The following is an 18,313-nucleotide window of genomic DNA, read 5'->3' as shown; positions in this document are numbered from 1 at the left end:
CGACCGCCGTCCCGGCCGCCCTGTCGACCCGCGACAAGCTGGCGCAGCTGCTGATGGTCGGGGTGAAAGACGCCGACGACGCCCGCGCGGTGGTCACCCGCTACCACGTCGGCGGCATCTTCGTCGGCGGCTGGACGGACCTGTCCCTCTTCAAGGGCCCGCTGGCCGACATCGTGCGCAGCGCCGGCCCGTTGCCGCTGGCGGTCGGCGTCGACGAGGAGGGCGGCCGGGTGTCGCGGTTGAAGTCCCTGATCGGGACGGCCCCGTCGGCCCGGGTGCTGGCGCAGACCCAGACGCCGCAGCAGGTCCACGACCTGGCGGCCGAGCGCGGCAGGAAGATGCGCGACCTGGGCATCACCGTCGACTTCGCCCCGGACGTCGACGTCAGCGACGAGCCCGGCGACGCCGTGATCGGCGACCGCTCGTTCAGCGCGGATCCGCAAACCGTCACCGCCTACGCGGGGGCGTACGCGCAGGGCCTGCGGGAAGCCGGGCTGCTGCCGGTCCTCAAGCACTTCCCCGGGCACGGGCACGGCTCCGGCGACTCGCACACCGGGGGTGTGGTGACCCCACCGCTGAGCGAGCTGCAGAACGTCGACCTGGTGCCGTACCGCACGCTGGTGACCGCGACGCCGGTCGCCGTGATGGTCGGTCACCTGCAGGTCCCCGGGCTCACCGGCGCCGACCCGGCCAGCCTGAGCCGCGCCGCGGTCCAAATGCTGCGCACCGGCACCGGCTACAACGCGCCGCCGTTCAACGGGCCGGTGTTCAGCGACGACGTCTCCAGCATGGCCGCGATCTCCGATCGCTACCCCGTGCCGGAGGCGGTGCTGCGCACGCTGCAGGCCGGCACCGACGTCGCGCTGTGGGTCACCACCGACGAGGTGCCCGCGGTCCTGGACCGCCTGCAAAAGGCGGTCGACGCGGGCGACCTGCCGATGCCGGCGGTCAACGACTCGCTGGTGCGGGTGGCGACGATGAAGGGCACCAATCGAACGTGTGGCCACTAGGACGCCGCGTCGTCGTTACCCTGTAGTCAGATAGCGGGGCCCGAAGAGGGTGAAAGGGCAGCAGTATGGCGGGTGGTACCAAGCGGCTACCCCGTGCCGTCCGCGAACAGCAGATGCTCGACGCCGCGGTGCAGTTGTTCTCCGTCAACGGCTACCACGAGACGTCGATGGACGCCATCGCCGCCGCGGCCGAGATCTCCAAACCCATGCTGTACCTCTACTACGGCTCCAAGGAAGACCTGTTCGGCGCCTGCCTGGATCGTGAGCTGGGGCGGTTCATCGACGCGGTGCGCGCCGACATCGACTTCAGCCAAAGCCCCAAAGACCTGCTGGGCAACGCCATCGGGTCGTTCATGCGCTACATCGACTCCAACCGCGCGTCCTGGATCGTGATGTACACCCAGGCCATCAGCTCCCAGGCGTTTGCGCACACCGTCCGCGACGGGCGCGAGCAGATCATCGAACTGGTCGCCGAGCTGATGCGGGCCGGCAGCCGCACCCCGCGGTCGGACGCCGAGTATCAGATGATGGCGGTGGCGCTGGTGGGCGCGGGCGAGGCGATGGCCAACCGGCTGTCCACCGGGGATGTCGGCGTCGACGAGGCCGCCGAATTGATGATCGACCTGTTCTGGCACGGCCTGCGGGGCACGCCGGAGGACCGGGAAGCCGCCTCACAAGCCGGATGAGCCGGCTAGCCAATACATTCGTGGGGTGGCCCCCTCGGCTCGACGGCCCCGGCGCAACGTCGACTTCTTCTGCGCGGTGGTCATCGTGGGGCTGCTGGCCGGGGTCGCCGGGCTGGCGACCACGGCGGTGCTGCGCTTCGTCGAGCACGCCACCTACCACTACAGCTTCGGCACGCTGCTCACCGGGATCGCCGGCAGCAGCCCGGTGCGGCGCGTCCTGGGGCCGATGGCCGGCGGCGCGCTGGCCGGATTGGGCTGGTGGATGCTGCGCCGCAGCACCGAGGTGCCGCCGCTCGCGCGGACCGTCGCCGACCGCGAGCGGATCCCGCGGCTGGCGTGGAGCGTCGACGCCGTGTTGCAGGTGCTGCTCGTCGGCTCCGGGGCATCCCTGGGCCGGGAGGGCGCCCCGCGCCAGTTCGCCGCGGCCCTCGGCGATTTCGGCACCGCATGGTTGAAGCGGCTGTCCGCCCGCGACCGCCAGGTGTTGCTGGCGTGCGCGGCCGGCGCCGGGCTCGGCGCGGTCTATGCCGTCCCGCTGGCCGGCGCGCTGTTCGCCGTGCGGATCATGCTGAACACCTGGCATCCGCGGGCGGTGGGCGCGGCGTTGCTGACGTCCAGCGTGGCCGTCGCGACCTGCTCGGCCGCCACGCACGACCACCCCACCCTGGCCTGGCCGAGCGCGGAGTCGTCGTACCTGCTGACGGCGCACGGGCTGATGCTCGCGCCGCTGACCCTCGCGGTGGGCCTGGCGTTCAACCGGCTGATGGCCGCGGCGCGACCGGCCCGGGTGATGCGGACGTGGGTGCTGATCCCGGCGCTGGCCGCCGCGGGCCTGGTGATGGGCGTCTGCTCGCATTGGTGGCCGGAGTTGCCGGGCAACGGCCGCAGCATCCTGACCGTCAGCCTCGCCAGCGGCATGACGCTGTCGACGGCCGTGATCATCCTTGTCCTCAAACCGCTGCTGACGGCCCTGTTCCTGCGCGCGGGCGGGGCGGGCGGGATGCTCACGCCGTCGTTGGCCACGGGCGCGGCGGCCGGGTCGGCGCTGGTGCTGGCGATCAACTGGGCGGCGGGGACGAGCCTGCACACGCCGGCGGTGTCGCTGGCGGGGGCCGCCGGCGTGCTCGCGGTCACCCAGGATTCGCCGATCTGGGCCGCGATCTTCGTCTGGGAGCTCGCCCATCCGCCGCTGTGGCTGTTCCTGCTGTTCCTGCTGACCGCTTGCGCCTCATACGGATTGAAGGTGCTGGCGCTCGGCCGCCGGCCCGCCTGAAGGGCGCTAGAGGGCCCGCACGCTGCCGGTCAGATAGGGGTAGCCCTTGGCGACGTTGCGCAGCGAGAGGTCCCAGCCGCCGTCATCGCCCTCGTCGATGTACAGCCCGGCCGTGCCGGGCAGCACCAGCGGCTTGCCGAACCGCACCGAATACTGCACCTGGTCGGGAAACCGGGCCTCGATGTTGGCCAAAACCGCTGCGGCGCTGAACATCCCGTGTGCGATCACCGTCGGGAACCCGAACAGCCTGGCGGCGATCGGGTTGGTGTGGATGGGGTTGTGGTCGCCGCCGACGACGGCGTAGCGGCGAATCTGGCCGGCGCTCACCCGCAGCACGGTGCTGGGCGGCGGCAGCTTCGGCTGCTTCTGCGGCGGCGGTTTGGGCTCGTCGGACAGGCTGGTCCGCTGCTGGTGCAGGAAGGTGGTCACCTGGTGCCACGCCGCCTCGTTGCCGACGCTGACGTCCGTCACCAGGTCGACCAGCAGGCCCTTGCGGTGCTCGCGCAGGTTCTCGGCGTGCACGCGCACGCCGACGGTGTCGGTCACCGCGATCGGGCGGTACTGCGCGATGCGGTTCTCGGTGTGCACCGCGCCCATTGCCGCGAAGGGGAAGTCGAAGCCGGTCACCAGCGACATCATCGCGGGAAAGGTCAACGTGAACGGGTAGGTCAGCGGCACGTGATTGCCGTAGCGCAGCCCGGTGACCCCCGCGTACTCGGCCACGTTCGCCTGGTCGATCGGCAGCTCGTCCACGGCCACCGTGCGGGTGGGCAGCTGGTCCGAGCGGGGCACCAGCGGCAGGGCCCCGGCCGCCGCGCGCAGCATGTTCTTCAGGCCGCTTGGCTGGTTCATCGCGTTCTCCTCGGCAACCCTACGCGCCCAGCATCGCCTGGCCGCAGACCCGAATGACGTTGCCGGTCACCGCGTTCGAGGCCGGGCTGGCGAAATAGGCGATCGTCTCGGCGACGTCCACCGGCTGCCCGCCCTGCAGCAGCGAGTTCATCCGGCGGCCCACCTCCCGGGTGGCCAGCGGGATGGCGGCGGTCATCTGGGTCTCGATGAATCCCGGTGCGACGGCGTTGATCGTGATGCCCTTCTCATACAGCCCCGGCGCCAGCGCCTGGGTCAGGCCGATCATCCCGGCCTTGGTGGTCGCGTAGTTGGTCTGCCCGCGGTTGCCGGCGATGCCGGCCATCGACGACAGGCCGATCACCCGGCCACCTTCGCCGATGCTGCCGTTGCCGACCAGGCCTTCGGTAAGCCGTTGCGGGGCAAGCAGATTCACGGCCAGCACGGCGTCCCAGCGGGCGTCGTCCATGTTGGCCAGCAGCTTGTCGCGGGTGATGCCGGCGTTGTTGACCAGGACGTCGGCATGGCCGGCGTAGTGGTCGCGCAGGTGCTCGGTGATCTTGTCGACGGCGTCGTCGGCGGTGACGTCGAGCCACAGCGGGGTGCCGCCGACCCGGCTGGCGGTTTCGGCCAGGGCGTCGGCGGCGGACTCCACGTCGATCGCCACCACGCGGGCGCCGTCGCGGGCGAACACCTCGGCGATGCAGGCGCCGATGCCGCGGGCGGCGCCGGTCACGACCGCGACCTTGCCGTCCAGCGGCCGGTCCCAGTCGGCCGGCGGCGTCGAGTCGGCCTCGCCGACGTAGAAGACCTGGCCGTCGACGTACGCCGACTTGCCCGACAGGATGAACCGCATCGTGGATTCCAGGCCGGTGGCCGCGGGTTTGGCGGCCGGCGACAGGTACACCAGTTGCACGGTGGCGCCGTTGCGCAGTTCCTTGCCCAGCGAGCGGGTGAAGCCCTCCAGCGCCCGCTGCGCGATGCGCTCGTCGGTGCTGCCGGCGGCGTCGGGCGTGGTGCCGACCACGACGACGCGCGCGCTGTGGCCGAGGTTGCGCAGCACCGGGGTGAAGAACTCGTGCAGGGCCTTCAGCCCGGCCGGCGCGGTGATCCCGGTGGCGTCGAAAACCAGGCCGGCGAACTGATCGGCCCAGCGGCCGCCCAGGTTGGCGCCCACGACGTCGTAGTCCTTGTCCAGGGCCGCCCGCAGCGGCTCGACCACCCGGCCCTCACCGCCGATCAGCAGCGAGCCGGCCAACGGCGGATCGCCGGGGCGGTAACGGCGAAGCGTCTCGGGCTGCGGGACGCCGAGTTGCTTTGCCAGAAACGATCCGGGCCCGGAGTTGACGACCTGCGAGAACAGATCCGACGAGCGCTTGGGAGCCACTGAGCTGCTGCCTTCCATGGGTAGTGCGGTATCAGGCCAACCGTATCGGGACGAACTTACTTCAGAGTAAGAACAGTGGGTAGTATGGCCTCTAACGGCCGGTTCAAGACTGGTGTACCCGGAGATACACGGAGAGAAAAGTGGCCCCTGACAACAAGACCAGGCGACCCGTCGCGGTGCTGGGCGGCAATCGCATTCCGTTCGCGAGGTCCGACGGCGCCTACGCCGAGGCGTCCAACCAGGACATGTTCACCGCGGCCCTGGACGGGCTGGTGGACAGGTACGGGCTGGCCGGCGAGCGGCTCGGCGTGGTCGTCGGTGGCGCGGTGCTCAAGCACAGCCGCGACTTCAACCTGACCCGCGAATGCGTGCTGGGTTCCGAGCTGTCGTCGTACACGCCGGCGTTCGACATCCAGCAGGCCTGCGGCACCGGGCTGCAGGCGGCGATCGCCGCGGCCGACGGCGTGGCGTCCGGCCGCTACGAGGTCGCCGCGGCCGGCGGGGTGGACACCACATCCGACCCACCGATCGGGCTGGGCGACAACCTTCGTCGCCAGCTGCTAAAACTGCGTCGCTCCAAGTCGAACCTGCAGCGCCTCCGGCTGGTCGGCACGCTGCCGGCCACCCTCGGAATCGAGATCCCGGCCAACAGCGAGCCGCGCACCGGGCTGTCGATGGGCGAGCACGCCGCCATCACCACCAAGCAGATGGGCATCAAACGCGTCGACCAGGACGCGCTGGCCGTGGCCAGCCACCGCAACATGGCCGCCGCCTACGACCGCGGCTTCTTCGACGACCTGGTCACGCCGTTCCTGGGGCTCTACCGCGACGACAACCTGCGGCCCGACGCGAGCACCGAGAAGCTGGCGACGCTGCGCCCCGTCTTCGGGGTGAAGAACGGCGACGCCACGATGACGGCGGGCAATTCGACGCCGCTGACGGACGGCGCGTCGGTCGCGCTGCTGGCCAGCGAGGACTGGGCGGCCGCCCACTCGCTGACCCCGCTGGCCTACCTGGTTGACGCCGAGACCGCCGCGGTCGACTACGTCAACGGGCGCGACGGGCTGCTGATGGCGCCGACCTACGCGGTGCCCCGGCTGCTGGCGAGAAACGGGCTCAGCCTGCAGGATTTCGACTTCTACGAGATTCACGAGGCGTTCGCGTCGGTGGTGCTGGCGCATCTGCAGGCCTGGGAATCCGAGGAGTACTGCAAGGAGCGGCTGGGGCTCGACGCGGCGCTCGGCTCGATCGACCGATCCAAGCTCAACGTGAGCGGCTCCTCGCTGGCCGCCGGCCATCCCTTCGCCGCCACCGGCGGGCGGATCCTGGCCCAGGCCGCCAAGCAGCTGGCCGAGAAGAAGGCCGAACAGCAGGGCGGCGGAACCGTCCGGGCGCTGATTTCGATCTGCGCCGCCGGCGGCCAGGGTGTGGCCGCGATCCTTCAGGCCTGACCTTCCCCGGATGAAATCGGTCACAACCGGTTACGAATGCCGGGTGCGGGGTACTCGACGGTCCGGATAGCCCCGTGTTGCGGTCTGACCCCCCGACCCCGACGGCAATACGGGGCATCCCTTGGGTCAAGCGGCCGTCAGCGCGGACGGGCGTTGCTAGACCGGCCGCCGCTGGAGTGAGGGGATCCAGCGGCGGCCTTTATCGTGCGCGCGCCCTGGCATCGCCAAACGCAAAATCCCCCCGTTCCACAGAACGGGGGGATTTCGGCGTTTTCCGGCTTAGAACGCGGCCTCGTCGAGCTCCATGATGTCGTTGTCCAGCGTCTCGATGACCTCACGGGTACCGGCCAGCAGCGGCAGGAAGTTCTTGGCGAAGAACGACGCCACGGCGACCTTGCCCTCGTAGAACGACCGCTCGGCGCCGCTGGCGCCGGCGTCCAGCGCCGCCACGGCCACCGCCGCCTGACGCTGCAGCAACCAGCCGATGACCAGGTCGCCGACGCTGATCAGGAAGCGCACCGAACCCAGGCCCACCTTGTACAGGCTGGTGACGTCCTCCTGGGCCGCCATCAGGTAGCCGGTCAGGCTGGCGGCCATGGCCTGGACGTCGGCCAGTGCCTTGCCCAGCAGCTCGCGCTCGGTCTTGAGCCGGCCGTTGCCGGACTCGCTGTCCACGAACTTCTGGATCTCACCCGACACGTGGGCCAGCGCCACACCCTTGTCGCGGACGATCTTGCGGAAGAAGAAGTCCTGCGCCTGGATGGCCGTGGTGCCCTCGTACAGCGAGTCGATCTTGGAGTCCCGGATGTACTGCTCGATCGGGTAGTCCTGCAGGAAGCCGGACCCGCCCAACGTTTGCAGGCTCTCGGTCAGCTTCGCGTAGGCCTGCTCGGAGCCCACGCCCTTGACCACCGGCAGCATCAGGTCGTTGACCTTGACCGCCAGGTCGGCGTCCACCCCGTGCAGCGCCGCGGCCACGGCCGCGTCCTGGTAGGTCGCGGTGTAGAGGTACAGCGCCCGCAGACCCTCGGCGTAGGCCTTCTGGGTCATCAGCGACCGGCGCACATCGGGGTGATGCGTGATCGTCACCCGCGGTGCGGTCTTGTCGGTCATCTGGGTCATGTCGGCGCCCTGCACGCGCTCCTTGGCGTATTCCAGCGCGTTGAGGTAGCCCGTCGACAGCGTGGCGATCGCCTTGGTGCCGACCATCATGCGGGCCATCTCGATGACGTCGAACATCTGGGCGATGCCGTTGTGCACCTCGCCGACCAGCCAGCCCTTGGCGGGCACGCCGTGCTGGCCGAACGACAGCTCACACGTCGCCGAGACCTTCAAGCCCATCTTGTGCTCGACGTTCGTGACGAACACGCCGTTGCGCTCGCCCGGCTCGCCGGTCTCGGGGTCGAACAGGAACTTGGGCACGATGAACAGCGACAGGCCCTTGGTTCCGGGGCCGGCGCCCTCGGGGCGGGCCAGCACCAGGTGCACGATGTTCTCGAACAGGTCGTCGGAGTCGGCGGAGGTGATGAACCGCTTGACACCGTCGATGTGCCAGGAGCCATCCTCCTGCTGGACGGCCTTGGTGCGGCCGGCGCCCACGTCCGAACCGGCGTCCGGCTCGGTGAGCACCATGGTCGCGCCCCAACCGCGCTCCGCGCAGAGCACGGCCCACCGCTTCTGCTCCTCGGTGCCGAGGTGGTAGATGACGTTGGCGAAGCCGGCGCCGCCGGCGTACATCCACACCGCCGGGTTGGCGCCGAGGATGTGCTCGTGCAGCGCCCATACCAGCGCCTTGGGCATCGGCATGCCGCCCAGCGCCTCGTCGATGCCGGCCTTGTCCCAGCCGGCCTCCTGCACCGCGCGTACCGACTTCTTGAAATTCTCCGGCAACGTCACCGAGTGGGTCTCGGGGTCGAAAACCGGTGGGTTGCGGTCACCCTCGACGAACGATTCCGCGACCGGCCCCTCGGCCAGCCGGCTGATCTCGGTCAGCATCTCCTGTGCGGTGTCGGCGTCCAGGTCGCTGTACTCGCCCTGGCCTAAAGCCTTGTCAACGCCGAAGACTTCGAACAGGTTGAACACCTGGTCACGGACGTTGCTCTTGTAGTGGCTCACTACGTTCCTCCTCGTTGAGAATGCCACTTGTGGTTGGGTACTAGGTCTAAGTTACCCACCAGTAACTGCCCTAAAATATATCCGTTATTTGCGCCAACGCAAAGCGAGTGTGAGCTACATTGCAGCGTCTAACTAACCAACCGGTTGGGAAGTCTGATATCGCCCCCCTGACCTGCGGGGACGAAGCGCCGGCGAGCGACGTGAGACGCGTCACGTCGCTGCCCGTGGTCGATCTTCGGGCGCCTGAGGCACCGCTGCGGGAAGGGCTGCGGGCCGCCGCCCACGAGGTCGGGTTCTTCTACCTGATCGGCCACGGCGTGGCGGACGCGCTGGTGGGCAGGGTGCTCGACGCGGCGCGGCGCCTGTTCGACCTGCCGGACGCCGGCAAGGACGCCATCGCCATGGTGCGCAGCCCGCATTTCCGTGGCTATACGCGGCTGGGCGGCGAGCTGACCCGGGGCCGGGTGGACTGGCGCGAGCAGATCGACATCGGGCCCGAGCGCGCCCCGATCGGCGGCCCCGGCAAGCCGGACTACCTGTGGCTGCAGGGCCCGAATCAGTGGCCCGAGGCCCTGCCGGAGTTGCCCGGGATCATCGCCGAGTGGGACGCCGCGCTGTCCGCGGTGGCCCGCACCCTGCTGCGGCATTGGGCCGCCTCGCTGGGCAGCGCGCCCGACGTCTTCGACGCGGCGTTCGCCGACGCGCCGGCCACGCTGATCAAGCTCATCCGCTATCCCGCCCGCGCGGCCGGCTCGCAGGGGGTGGGCCCGCACCGCGACGCCGGCGTGCTGACGCTGCTGTTGGCCGAGCCGGGCAGCCGCGGGCTCCAGGTGCGACGCGCCCGGGGTGGCGCCGACGGCTGGATCGACGTGCCGCCCGTGCCGGGCGCGTTCATCGTCAACATCGGCGAACTGCTCGAGGTGGCGACGGGCGGCTACCTCCGCGCCACCGAGCACCGGGTGAACCTCGACGGGCCGGCGACCGAGCGGATCTCGGTGCCCTACTTCTTCAACCCGCGCCTGGACGCGCGGCTGCCGCTGCTCTCGCTGCCCGCGGACCTAGCCGCGCTCGCCGACAGGGAACACGACCCGTCGGACCCGATTTACCCGGTCTACGGTCGCAACGCGTGGAAGAGCAGATTGCGGGCGCATCCGGATGTGGCTTCGGCCCATGGATATTCGGCAAGGTAGGGTCGGGGGCGAGAATTCCGTTCTCGGCTCAAGGAGCAATGAAGTCCGGTGAATTCGAACAGCAATCTCACGCCGTCGTCGCTGCGTGAAGCGTTCGGCCACTTCCCCACCGGAGTGGTGGCCATCGCGGCCCAAGTCGATGGTGTGCGTGAAGGCTTGGCGGCCAGCACCTTTGTCCCCGTCTCGCTGGAACCGCCGTTGGTTTCGTTCTGCGTGCAGAACACGTCGACGACCTGGCCGAAACTCAAGGGCGTGCCGATGCTGGGCATCAGCGTGCTGGGTGAGGCCCATGACGTGGCCGTGCGCACGCTGGCCGCCAAGACGGGCGACAGGTTCGCCGGCTTGGAGACGGTATCCAGCGAAACCGGTGCGGTCTTCATCAAGGGCACCGGGCTATGGCTGGAAAGCGCGATCGAGCAACTGATCCCGGCCGGGGACCACACGATCGTCGTGCTGCGGGTCACGCAGGTCACGGTGGATGCCGCAGTGGCGCCGATCGTCTTTCACCGCAGCGAATTGCGCCGACTCGGCGTCTGACGGCCTTGGGCCGCATCGATCCTGCGCTCAGCGCGTGTCATGCCGCCGATGCGGCGCGCTGGGCGCAGTCTCGGCGCATGAGCGCGGGCGCCTAGGGGCGGTGGCCCAGTTCTTCCCGGTAGCCGGCGATGCGCCGCTCGATTTCGGCCGCGTCGTCCTGCCGGCCTTCCTTGTGCGCGAGTTCGGCGCGGACCGACAGCTCGCGGATCGCGGTGCGGATCTCGTTGACGCTGGTGGTTCCTCGCATCGGGTTCGGGTACCCGATGCGGGCGGGCCCTTAACGGCGGAACAGCTTGTTGCCCAGCCACACCACGGGGTCGTATTTGCGATCCGCGACCCGCTCCTTCATCGGGATCAACGCGTTGTCGGTGATCTTGATGTTTTCCGGGCACACCTCGGTGCAGCACTTGGTGATGTTGCAGTAGCCCAAGCCGTGCTCTTCCTGCGCCTGGTTGCGCCGGTCCAGCGTGTCCAGCGGGTGCATTTCCAGCTCCGCGATGCGCATCAGAAAGCGCGGGCCCGCGAACGCCTTCTTGTTCTCCTCGTGGTCGCGGACCACGTGGCAGACGTTCTGGCACAGGAAGCACTCGATGCACTTGCGGAACTCCTGCGACCGCTGCACGTCGGCCTGCGCCATCCGGTATTCGCCGGGCTGCAGGTCCTTGGGCGGCGCGAACGACGGTATCTCCCGGGCCTTTTCGTAGTTGAACGACACGTCGGTGACCAGGTCGCGGATCACCGGGAACGTCCGCAGCGGGGTGACGGTCACCACCTCGTCCTCGGCGAACGTCGACATCCGGGTCATGCACATCAGCCGGGGGTAGCCGTTGATCTCCGCCGAGCACGACCCGCACTTGCCGGCCTTGCAGTTCCACCGCACCGCGAGGTCGGGCGTCTGGGTCTGCTGCAGGCGATGGATGATGTCGAGCACCACCTCGCCCTCGTTGACCTCGACCGTGAAGTCCTGCAGTGCGCCGTCGGTGTCGTCGCCGCGCCACACCCGCATGGTGGCGTTGTAGGTCATTAAGCTCTCCGTCCTGGGTGATCGGCCAGCTCCTGGTCGGTGTAGTACTTCTCCAGCTCGGAGATCTCGAAGAGCTCCAGCAGGTCGGCCCGCATCGGCGTCTGGTCCTCCCGCGTGATGCTGATGTCGGGGATCACGGCGGCTTCCAGGTCGCCGGGCTCGCCGACTGCCCGGCACACCAGCAACACCTTGCGCCACGACGAATCCATCGACGGGTGGTCGTCGCGGGTGTGCCCGCCGCGGCTCTCGGTGCGCTCCAGCGCGGCCTTGGCCACGCACTCGCTGACCAGCAGCATGTTGCGCAGGTCGATGGCCAGGTTCCAGCCGGGGTTGTATTGGCGACCGCCCTCGACGCGGATGTTCTTGAACCGCTCGCGGAGCTTGTCCAGCCGGCCGAGGGCCTCGGAGATCTCCTCCGACTTGCGGATGATGCCCACCAGGTCGTTCATCGACTGCTGCAGTTCCAGCTGCAAGGTGTACGGATTCTCGGCGGGGGCGCCGTCGGTCGGGCCGTCGAAGGGCGCCAGCGCCCTCTTGGCCGCCGCGTCGACGGCGTCCTGGGCGACCGCGGGGCGGCTGCTCAGCGCGCGCACGTAGTCGGCGGCCCCCAGGCCGGCGCGCCGCCCGAACACCAGCAGGTCCGACAGCGAGTTGCCGCCCAGCCGGTTGGAGCCGTGCATGCCGCCGGAGCACTCGCCGGCGGCGAACAGCCCGGGCACCGTGGCCGCTCCCGTGTCGGCGTCCACCTCGACGCCGCCCATCACGTAGTGGCAGGTGGGCCCGACTTCCATCGGCTCCTTGGTGATGTCGACCCCGGCCAGCTCCTTGAACTGGTGGTACATCGACGGCAGCCGGCGCTTGATCTCCTCCGGCGTCAGCCGGGACGCGATGTCGAGGAAGACCCCGCCGTGCGGGCTGCCCCGGCCGGCCTTGACCTCGGAGTTGATCGCGCGCGCGACCTCATCGCGGGGCAGCAGGTCCGGGGTGCGACGGGCCGAGTCGTTGTCCTTGAGCCACTGGTCGGCCTCCTGCTCGGTCTCCGCGTACTGACCCTTGAACACGGGCGGGATGTAGTCGAACATGAACCGCTTGCCGTCGGAGTTCTTCAGCACACCGCCGTCGCCGCGGACGCCCTCGGTGACCAGGATCCCCTTCACGCTGGGCGGCCACACCATGCCCGTCGGGTGGAACTGGACGAACTCCATGTTGATCAGCGAGGCGCCGGCGCGCAGGGCGAGCGCGTGCCCGTCGCCGGTGTACTCCCAGGAGTTCGACGTCACCTTGAACGACTTGCCGATCCCGCCGGTGGCCAGCACCACCGCGGGCGCCTCGAACAGGACGAAGTTGCCGCTCTCGCGCCAGTAGCCGAAGGCCCCGGCGATCGCGTCACCGTCCTTGATCAGTTCGGTGATGGTGCACTCGGCGAACACCCTGATGCGCGCCTCGTAGTCGCCGAGTTCGGCGTGGTCCTCCTGCTGCAGCGACACGATCTTCTGCTGCATGGTGCGGATCAGCTCCAGGCCGGTGCGGTCTCCGACGTGCGCCAGCCGCGGGTAGGTGTGCCCGCCGAAGTTGCGCTGGCTGATCTTGCCGTCCTTGAGGCGATCGAACAGGGCGCCGTACGTTTCCAGCTCCCAGACCCGGTCCGGCGCCTCCTTGGCGTGCAGCTCGGCCATCCGCCAGTTGTTGAGGAACTTCCCGCCGCGCATGGTGTCGCCGAAGTGGGTCTTCCAGTTGTCCTTCGGGTTGGTGTTGCCCATCGACGCCGCGCAGCCGCCCTCGGCCATCACCGTGTGGGCCTTGCCGAACAGGGATTTGCACACCACCGCGACCCGCAGGCCGCGTTCGCGCGCTTCGATGACCGCGCGCAGCCCCGCGCCGCCGGCGCCGATGACGACTACGTCGTAGGCATGCCGCTCGACATCAACCATGAAAACCCTCGCTAAGTCTTATCGTCCGTCAATTGACTTGTCAGCCAACAAATCTCAGATCGGGAATGGCGCCCCCGGCCACCAGCGCGATGTAGAAGTCGGTGAGCATCAGCGTGCCCAGCGTGATCCAGGCGTACAGCTTGTGGCGGGTGTTGATGTGGCTGACCTGGGTCCAGATCCAGTACCGCACAGGGTGCTTGGAGAAGTGCTTGAGCCGCCCGCCGGTGACGTGCCGGCACGAGTGGCAGGACAACGTGTAGACCCACAACATGACGACGTTGCCGACCATGATCAGGTTGCCCAGCCCGAAGCCGAAGCCGCCCGGACCGGAGTCGGAATGAAAGCCGATGATCGCGTCGTAGGTGTTGATCACCGAGATGATGCCGGCGATGTAGAAGAAATACCGATGGCTGTTCTGAATGATCAGCGGCAACTTGGTCTCGCCGGTGTAGTGCACGCGGGGCTCGGCCACCGCGCACGCGGTGGGCGACTGCCACACGGTGCGGTAGTAGGCGCCGCGGTAGTAGTAGCACGTCAGCCGGAACAGCAGCAGGAACGGCAGGGTCAGCGCGGCGTAGGGCAGCCACCACACGTCCGGCAGGATCTGGGGCCAGAAGTCGTGCGCCTCCCCGCAAGCCGTGCTGACGCACGGCGAGTAGAACGGCGTCAGGTAGTGGTACTTCGGGACGAAGAAGTAGTTCTGCTGGAACGCGCGCGCCGTCGCATAGATGAGGAATGCGGCGAAGCCCAGGTCGATCCGCAGCGGCGACATCCACCACCGGTCGGTGCGTAGGGTCCGTTGCGGGATGCTGGCGCGCGTCGGTGAAAAGACACCGGACGCAGGACGGTTCGCCGTGGGTGCGCTCATCTAGTGTTCCTCTTCGAACGGGCTGTTGGTCGAAGGGTACACAGAGAGCACCCCCTCATTTTCGGGGGGCTTGTGTTGTCAGGACCTGCTGTGACCCCCGACACCCTCGTCGTCGACATCACGCCAGAAATCGCTGTCGTATTGGGTGTCGGGAATGACGATTTTCTCGCCGGACTGCTGCACGGTGGCGCGGGACAGATCCAATTCGGAGACGTCGGAATCGAGCAATTCGACGTCGGAAAGGATCCGGTCGGCGTCGATGACGATGCGGCGCATCGCCGGGCTTTCGCCGTACCGCGCCCGCAGGGAGTTCACGCACCGCCGCAAGCCGCCGATGAGGTCGTGCAGTTCGGCGAGTTCAGCAGTGCCGGTAGGGCTCGTCAACAGATCTCCTCGGATCTCCCCCGCGCTCGACGGTGTCACGGATCACAGTATGCCCCCGATAGTAGCCACCGCGGCGGCCTAATGTCGGACACCATGACAGACCAAACCACCGCCCGGCGCGCGACGGCGTTGCTCGAGCTGCACCAGCCGGGCAACCCGGTGATCCTGCCGACCGTGTGGGACGCATGGTCGGCGCGCTTGGCCATCGAGGCGGGGTTCGCCGCGCTGACGGTGGGTAGCCACCCGCTGGCCGACTCGATCGGCAAACCGGACGGGGAGGGCATGTCGTTCGACGACGTGCTCACGCGGGTCGCGCAGATCACGGCCGCCGTCGAGGTGCCGGTGTCGGTGGACATCGAATCGGGCTACGGGCAGCCGGCGGCGCGACTGATCGAGGGCCTGCTGAGCGTGGGTGCCGTCGGCCTGAACATCGAGGACACCGTGCATGGCGAGGGCAAGCGGCTGCGGTCGGCCGGCGAACACGCCGAACTGGTCGCGGCGTTGCGGTCGGCAGCCGACGCGGCCGGGGTGCATGTAGTGATCAACGCCCGGACGGACCTTTTTCTGCGCAAGGACGGAGACGATTCCGACCGCGTCGAACGGGCGATAGCGTGCCTGACCGAGGCCGCTCACGCGGGCGCCGACGTGCTCTACCCCGTCGGCCGACATGACCCGGACACGTTGCGGCGCTTGGCCATTGACTTGCCGCTGCCGATGAACGCGATCGCGCTGCCCGACCAGGACGACCCGTCATCGTTTGGCCCGCTGGGCGTCGCACGGATCAGCTTCGGGCCGTTCCTGCAGGCCGCCCTGGCCGGACGCGCCAAGGAGTTGCTGGCCCGCTGGGGCTAGATCGGCTCCAGCATTCGGTGGGGACGCCGGAGCGCTTGGCTGACGGGATCGTCGCGGCTCGGATTGCGCGGTCGCGGCGGCGGGTGGGCGACGATGTCGGCGACGTCGGGAACCTGCGCGCACCGGTGGCACACGCGGTCCGGACCGATCGTCCCCCCGCAGTCCGCGTGCCGGTAGCTCCTTCGGTGGGGCTTGTCCACGTAGTTGTCGTTGCCCCAGGTGATCATCGACCAGATCAGCGGCCACAGCTGCCTGCCCTTGGCCGTCACCCGGTACCCGGCCGAATCCTTGGTCAGCACACCCTCTTCCACGAGGAAGCCCAGCCGTTCGGACAGCACCGCCTTCGGGATGCCGAGATGACGTTGCAGGTCGCTGAACCGCCGGGCCCCGTAGAAGGCGTCGCGCAGGATGAGCAACGTCCACCGTTCGCCGACGATCTCCAGGGACCGCGCGATGGGGCAGCTTTCGGCCGGGTATTCGCGGGGAAGGGCCACGACCCGATGTTACGCCTTGCGGGTTCGTTGACTGAACCATACACTCGCGGGTGCGGAGTTCATTCACCGAACCAGGATGGGCCGTCGAACCGTGAGGAGTCGCAATGACGACCAGCGCTGCACCGGCCGCATTCACCGCGGCCCAGCACCCGATGAACCGCATCGACGTCGTCACCGGGGTGGAATTCGACGAACTCAGAACCGCTTTCGAGCGAGCCGCGCCGCCGGTCGACCGGGCGGCCGTGCAGCGGATCATCGAGGGCGGGGGCGGCTGGGACGACGTGCGCGCGGCCGCCGCCATCAACGCACCGAACGGGCTGATGGTCTACGCCACCATCGACGCGCTTCCCCTGTTCTGCCTGGCCGGCCACACCACCAAGGCGGTGGAGTACCTGCTCGGCAACCACACCATCGCCGAGACGATGTTCCGCCACGATCCCAGGGCGCTGCTGTACGCGCCGCTGCGGGTGCTCCTCTACGAGGACGCCGACGGCAACGCGGTCTTTTCGATGGACCAGCCCAGCGCCGCGTTCGCCAGCCTGGGCATCGCCGCGGTCGCCGCGGTGGGAAAGGATCTCGATCGCAAGGTGGTAAACCTGTTGCGGCTCATCGGAATCGATGCCGCCGCTGCCTTCGGGTGCTAGACGCGCCAGATCCGGCGGAGCCGTCGGCCCACCGGACCTGGCCGCTACCGGTCGCGAACTACTTCGTGATCGCGATGCGCTGCGCCTGCGTCCCGGAGTAGGCGCCGGCGACCCGCACGGTCAGCACACCGGCGTCGTAGGAGGCCGCGATGGCCTCGCTGGTGACGTGCGCGGGCAGCTGGAACGACCGGCGGAACGATCCGTACCGAATCTCGCGCAGGGTGCGGCCGTTCTCCTCCTGCGCGTGCTCGTCGCGGTGTTCGCCGTGGATCACCAGGCGGCCTACCCCGTTTTCGGAGTCGACCTCGACGTTGACGTCCTTGTCGACGTCCACGCCGGGCAGTTCGAGGCGGACGACGGCGTCGTCGCCGTCCCTGACGATCTCAGCGGCCGGCCTGAATCCGCCGGCAACCGGCTTGAACCAGTCGGTCGTGGCCGCGGGGCCGAAAAAGTCGCGCAACCACCGGTCGGTGTCCCAGGCCGGTCGCGACCACAATGCGAGGTTGCTCATGGGCTTTCTCCTTCTGCTTCCTTGTGCTTCGTTGTGAGTTTGCTGTGACCGGCGCGCTGCCGGACGGCTATTTCTACAAACTTGAGTCGACCCGGCTGAAGTTCCACCCGGGCGTTCGCCCGCAGCGAACACCTTCACAGCGGCCGTTGTGAGGTGTGAGGGCGCCGTCATGCCCGCGTCACATTCCGCGATTTCGCCTTAATTTGGGGCCCCTACCCTCGTGGCATGCCCCAATCCGAAACCTGGCGCGAGCACTGTGCCGAGCGTCACGTCGTTGTGGTCGGGCACGGCATGGTGGGCCACCGGCTGGTCGAGGCGCTGCGTGCCCGCGACACCGAGGGCGCCTGGCGCATCACGGTTTTGGCGGAGGAAACCGACGCGGCCTATGACCGCGTCGGCCTGACCTCCTACACCGAGAGCTGGGACCGCGCGCTGCTGGCGCTGCCCGGCAACGACTACGCCGGCGACGAGCGGGTCCGGCTGCTGCTGAACGCGCGCGTGACCGAAATCGACCGGGCGACAAAGTCGGTGGTCACCGCCGACGGCCGGCGGCACAGCTACGACGCCCTCGTGCTGGCCACCGGGTCCTACGCGTTCGTCCCCCCGGTGCCCGGCCATGACCTGCCGCTGTGCCACGTCTACCGCACGCTCGACGACCTCGACGCCATCCGCGCCGACGCCCGGCGCACGCTCGAGGCCGGCCGGGTGCCCGGCGGGGTGGTCATCGGTGGCGGCCTGCTGGGGCTCGAAGCGGCGAATGCGTTGCGCCAGTTCGGTTTGCACACCCACGTCGTCGAGATGATGCCACGGCTGATGGCCCAGCAGATCGACGAGGCCGGCGGCGCGCTGCTGGCCCGGATGGTCACCGCCAGCTCGTCGCGCGGCCGGACGCCGGCGGCGAAGATCACCACTCCGGCGTCGATGACCTCGCCGTCGGTCAGGCGCACGCGCACCGAGGCCGAGCCGTCGGAGTGCTCGACGGCTTCGATCGACTCGGTGCCCGTCCCGACGTGCACCGCGATCCCCAGCTCGGTGACCATCCGGGCCAGCAGCGCGCCGCCGGCCTCGTCGATCTGCTGGGCCATCAGCCGTGGCATCATCTCGACG

The 18,313-nt window shown here is 69.0% G+C and carries 18 protein-coding genes and 2 pseudogenes; 9 read left to right on the top strand and 11 right to left on the bottom strand.

Annotation, left to right across the window (positions count from 1 at the left end; genetic code table 11):
• From A5696_RS05785 to A5696_RS05775, 3 genes are all read left to right on the top strand, one after another.
• Window positions 1-1,010 (top strand): glycoside hydrolase family 3 N-terminal domain-containing protein (locus A5696_RS05785; protein WP_156738270.1); only part of this gene is annotated, 1,010 nt, incomplete at its 5' end.
• A 65-nt stretch (window positions 1,011-1,075) separates the two neighbouring features.
• Entirely contained in the window at window positions 1,076-1,696 is a 621-nt protein-coding gene (locus A5696_RS05780; RefSeq protein ID WP_067874770.1) for a TetR/AcrR family transcriptional regulator, read from the top strand.
• Window positions 1,697-1,721: 25 nt separating this feature from the next.
• On the top strand, window positions 1,722-2,969 hold the full coding sequence (locus tag A5696_RS05775) for a chloride channel protein (RefSeq protein ID WP_067874767.1): 1,248 nt from the start codon (window positions 1,722-1,724) through the stop codon (window positions 2,967-2,969).
• A 6-nt stretch (window positions 2,970-2,975) separates the two neighbouring features.
• On the opposite strand, the gene A5696_RS05770 is transcribed toward A5696_RS05775, so the two are convergent.
• On the bottom strand, window positions 2,976-3,821 hold the full coding sequence (locus A5696_RS05770) for a MaoC/PaaZ C-terminal domain-containing protein (RefSeq protein WP_067874764.1): 846 nt from the start codon (window positions 3,819-3,821) through the stop codon (window positions 2,976-2,978).
• A 19-nt stretch (window positions 3,822-3,840) separates the two neighbouring features.
• On the bottom strand, window positions 3,841-5,205 hold the full coding sequence (locus A5696_RS05765; protein ID WP_067874779.1) for a 3-oxoacyl-ACP reductase: 1,365 nt from the start codon (window positions 5,203-5,205) through the stop codon (window positions 3,841-3,843).
• 140 nt (window positions 5,206-5,345) lie between these two features.
• On the opposite strand from A5696_RS05765, the gene A5696_RS05760 reads away from it, so the two are divergent.
• Window positions 5,346-6,656, top strand: coding sequence for an acetyl-CoA C-acetyltransferase (locus tag A5696_RS05760; protein WP_067874761.1), 1,311 nt, complete (start codon window positions 5,346-5,348; stop codon window positions 6,654-6,656).
• Window positions 6,657-6,935: 279 nt separating this feature from the next.
• Here the strand turns inward: A5696_RS05760 and A5696_RS05755 are convergent, their stop codons facing one another.
• Window positions 6,936-8,771, bottom strand: a complete 1,836-nt coding sequence (locus tag A5696_RS05755; RefSeq protein WP_067874758.1) for an acyl-CoA dehydrogenase — start codon at window positions 8,769-8,771, stop codon at window positions 6,936-6,938.
• A 158-nt stretch (window positions 8,772-8,929) separates the two neighbouring features.
• Between A5696_RS05755 and A5696_RS05750 the strand changes: the two genes are divergently transcribed.
• The gene (locus tag A5696_RS05750) at window positions 8,930-9,961 is read left to right on the top strand and encodes an isopenicillin N synthase family dioxygenase (protein ID WP_369803299.1); all 1,032 of its coding nucleotides are present in this window, start codon (window positions 8,930-8,932) and stop codon (window positions 9,959-9,961) included.
• 48 nt (window positions 9,962-10,009) lie between these two features.
• The gene (locus A5696_RS05745) at window positions 10,010-10,498 is read left to right on the top strand and encodes a flavin reductase family protein (RefSeq protein WP_067874755.1); all 489 of its coding nucleotides are present in this window, start codon (window positions 10,010-10,012) and stop codon (window positions 10,496-10,498) included.
• Window positions 10,499-10,589: 91 nt separating this feature from the next.
• Here the strand turns inward: A5696_RS05745 and A5696_RS27925 are convergent, their stop codons facing one another.
• The 5 genes from A5696_RS27925 to A5696_RS05725 form a co-directional block, all read right to left on the bottom strand.
• Window positions 10,590-10,745 (bottom strand): hypothetical protein, encoded by a 156-nt coding sequence (locus A5696_RS27925; RefSeq protein WP_197516896.1) that lies wholly within the window; start codon window positions 10,743-10,745, stop codon window positions 10,590-10,592.
• 30 nt (window positions 10,746-10,775) lie between these two features.
• The gene (locus A5696_RS05740) at window positions 10,776-11,522 is read right to left on the bottom strand and encodes a succinate dehydrogenase/fumarate reductase iron-sulfur subunit (protein WP_067874752.1); all 747 of its coding nucleotides are present in this window, start codon (window positions 11,520-11,522) and stop codon (window positions 10,776-10,778) included.
• Complete coding sequence (locus A5696_RS05735; RefSeq protein WP_067874750.1) at window positions 11,522-13,453, bottom strand: fumarate reductase/succinate dehydrogenase flavoprotein subunit; 1,932 nt, start codon at window positions 13,451-13,453, stop codon at window positions 11,522-11,524. Before A5696_RS05735 ends, A5696_RS05740 begins: the two co-directional genes overlap by 1 nt.
• A 40-nt stretch (window positions 13,454-13,493) precedes the next feature.
• A complete protein-coding gene (locus tag A5696_RS05730) occupies window positions 13,494-14,321 on the bottom strand; it encodes a hypothetical protein (RefSeq protein ID WP_067874747.1) in 828 nt (275 codons plus the stop codon).
• A 78-nt stretch (window positions 14,322-14,399) separates the two neighbouring features.
• The gene (locus A5696_RS05725) at window positions 14,400-14,705 is read right to left on the bottom strand and encodes a hypothetical protein (protein ID WP_067874744.1); all 306 of its coding nucleotides are present in this window, start codon (window positions 14,703-14,705) and stop codon (window positions 14,400-14,402) included.
• 93 nt (window positions 14,706-14,798) lie between these two features.
• On the opposite strand from A5696_RS05725, the gene A5696_RS05720 reads away from it, so the two are divergent.
• Window positions 14,799-15,557, top strand: a complete 759-nt coding sequence (locus A5696_RS05720) for an isocitrate lyase/phosphoenolpyruvate mutase family protein (protein WP_067874773.1) — start codon at window positions 14,799-14,801, stop codon at window positions 15,555-15,557.
• Here A5696_RS05720 and A5696_RS05715 read toward each other — a convergent pair.
• The gene (locus A5696_RS05715) at window positions 15,554-16,051 is read right to left on the bottom strand and encodes a helix-turn-helix domain-containing protein (protein ID WP_067874741.1); all 498 of its coding nucleotides are present in this window, start codon (window positions 16,049-16,051) and stop codon (window positions 15,554-15,556) included. The genes A5696_RS05720 and A5696_RS05715 overlap by 4 nt on opposite strands.
• A 104-nt stretch (window positions 16,052-16,155) precedes the next feature.
• On the opposite strand from A5696_RS05715, the gene A5696_RS05710 reads away from it, so the two are divergent.
• Complete coding sequence (locus tag A5696_RS05710; protein WP_067874738.1) at window positions 16,156-16,695, top strand: DUF302 domain-containing protein; 540 nt, start codon at window positions 16,156-16,158, stop codon at window positions 16,693-16,695.
• A 58-nt stretch (window positions 16,696-16,753) separates the two neighbouring features.
• Here the strand turns inward: A5696_RS05710 and A5696_RS05705 are convergent, their stop codons facing one another.
• Complete coding sequence (locus A5696_RS05705) at window positions 16,754-17,206, bottom strand: Hsp20/alpha crystallin family protein (protein WP_067874735.1); 453 nt, start codon at window positions 17,204-17,206, stop codon at window positions 16,754-16,756.
• A gap of 225 nt (window positions 17,207-17,431) precedes the next feature.
• Here A5696_RS05705 and A5696_RS05700 point away from each other — a divergent pair.
• Window positions 17,432-18,070 (top strand): annotated as a pseudogene (locus A5696_RS05700) (FAD-dependent oxidoreductase); the annotation flags it as partial.
• 62 nt (window positions 18,071-18,132) lie between these two features.
• Here the strand turns inward: A5696_RS05700 and A5696_RS26930 are convergent.
• Window positions 18,133-18,291, bottom strand: a pseudogene (locus A5696_RS26930) (hypothetical protein); the annotation flags it as partial.
• Window positions 18,292-18,313: the final 22 nt, after the last annotated feature.

Source organism: Mycobacterium sp. E2699, from assembly GCF_001666745.1.
GTDB lineage: Bacteria > Actinomycetota > Actinomycetes > Mycobacteriales > Mycobacteriaceae > Mycobacterium.
Note: the sequence above shows the minus strand (reverse complement) of the source record. Positions and strands in the feature narration are given on the sequence as shown.

Coding starts and splice junctions, on each gene's coding strand:
- A5696_RS05730 (WP_067874747.1), bottom strand. CDS start 14,321: ATGAGCGCACCCACGGCGAACCGTCCTGCGTCCGGTGTCTTTTCACCG.
- A5696_RS05735 (WP_067874750.1), bottom strand. CDS start 13,453: ATGGTTGATGTCGAGCGGCATGCCTACGACGTAGTCGTCATCGGCGCC.
- A5696_RS05720 (WP_067874773.1), top strand. CDS start 14,799: ATGACAGACCAAACCACCGCCCGGCGCGCGACGGCGTTGCTCGAGCTG.
- A5696_RS05780 (WP_067874770.1), top strand. CDS start 1,076: ATGGCGGGTGGTACCAAGCGGCTACCCCGTGCCGTCCGCGAACAGCAG.
- A5696_RS05705 (WP_067874735.1), bottom strand. CDS start 17,206: ATGAGCAACCTCGCATTGTGGTCGCGACCGGCCTGGGACACCGACCGG.
- A5696_RS05740 (WP_067874752.1), bottom strand. CDS start 11,522: ATGACCTACAACGCCACCATGCGGGTGTGGCGCGGCGACGACACCGAC.
- A5696_RS05770 (WP_067874764.1), bottom strand. CDS start 3,821: ATGAACCAGCCAAGCGGCCTGAAGAACATGCTGCGCGCGGCGGCCGGG.
- A5696_RS05710 (WP_067874738.1), top strand. CDS start 16,156: ATGACGACCAGCGCTGCACCGGCCGCATTCACCGCGGCCCAGCACCCG.
- A5696_RS27925 (WP_197516896.1), bottom strand. CDS start 10,745: ATGCGAGGAACCACCAGCGTCAACGAGATCCGCACCGCGATCCGCGAG.